Below are 993 nucleotides of genomic sequence, written 5' to 3' on the forward strand. Positions count from 1 at the left end.
GGGAACCTGGGGCTGGATCACCTCCTTACCTAAGCGATAATTGGTGCTTGGTCGAAAATTGCTCCTGCATTTTCGACATTCGGTACATCCGTGTACCTTTTGAGTGTTCACACAGATTGCTTGATAAAAGAAGTAGAGCATGGGGGTCTGTAGCTCAGGTGGTTAGAGCGTTCGCCTGATAAGCGAGAGGTCGGTAGTTCGAGTCTACTCAGACCCACCAATTCTTCCGCTATTCTGCGTTAAACAGGTCGTCGTTTACTCCAGTAAACTTCCTCCCTGTCTGCCTTGATTAGTGTCGAAGGAATGAACAGAACGGTGTTCAAGACTGTTTGCGAGAGCTTTTTATCGAGTTTGAGGCGAAAGCTAACAACAAAATCGGTAACAAGAAGCGCAAAGAAAACGGGGCTATAGCTCAGCTGGGAGAGCGCCTGCCTTGCACGCAGGAGGTCTGCGGTTCGATCCCGCATAGCTCCACCACTTCCCTTGGAAGTGCTGGAACCGTCACTCTACAAAGGACGAGAGACGCCAAAGATAAGTCAGTATTTATCTTTGGCTTTTTTAAGCCCGGTCGAAATTGTTCCATACAATTTTCGACACTCCCTCCTTCCATGGAGGTTGCTCTTTAACAATTTGGAAAGCTGATAGTAGACATCAAGACGACTCTTAGGAGTTGTATTTGATGAATACAAATTGAGTTCTCAAACACTTCAATCAAGTGTTTTGGAAATTCTTCAAGGCGAGTCCACTTCCTTAACCCGGAGGTGAGACAAGTAAACCTAAGCTGGTTGCGATACAACCCGTGTTTTCCGCTATGTTGCCGATAAGGCAGCGAAGTCAGGCGACATGGTGTCTAAGCGGTGATTTGAGTGAGGAAGGAGTGTAGCAACGCTACATGACTGACGAATGAAAAGCACAATAACGACAACATGAGTACTGACAAGCGAGATGAAAACTCATCCGGGTTGTATGGTTAAGCGACCAAGCGTATACGGT

2 tRNA genes are annotated in these 993 nt (G+C 46.7%); both read left to right on the top strand.

Annotated elements, in window-relative coordinates:
• The first annotated feature begins 143 nt into the window (after positions 1–143).
• A tRNA-Ile gene (locus tag RC73_RS19605) sits at positions 144–220 on the top strand.
• A gap of 181 nt (positions 221–401) precedes the next feature.
• Positions 402–477: transfer RNA gene (locus tag RC73_RS19610), tRNA-Ala, on the top strand.
• Positions 478–993: the final 516 nt, after the last annotated feature.

This window comes from Shewanella sp. ECSMB14102, from assembly GCF_000813075.1.
GTDB classification, from domain to species: Bacteria; Pseudomonadota; Gammaproteobacteria; order Enterobacterales; family Shewanellaceae; genus Shewanella; species Shewanella indica.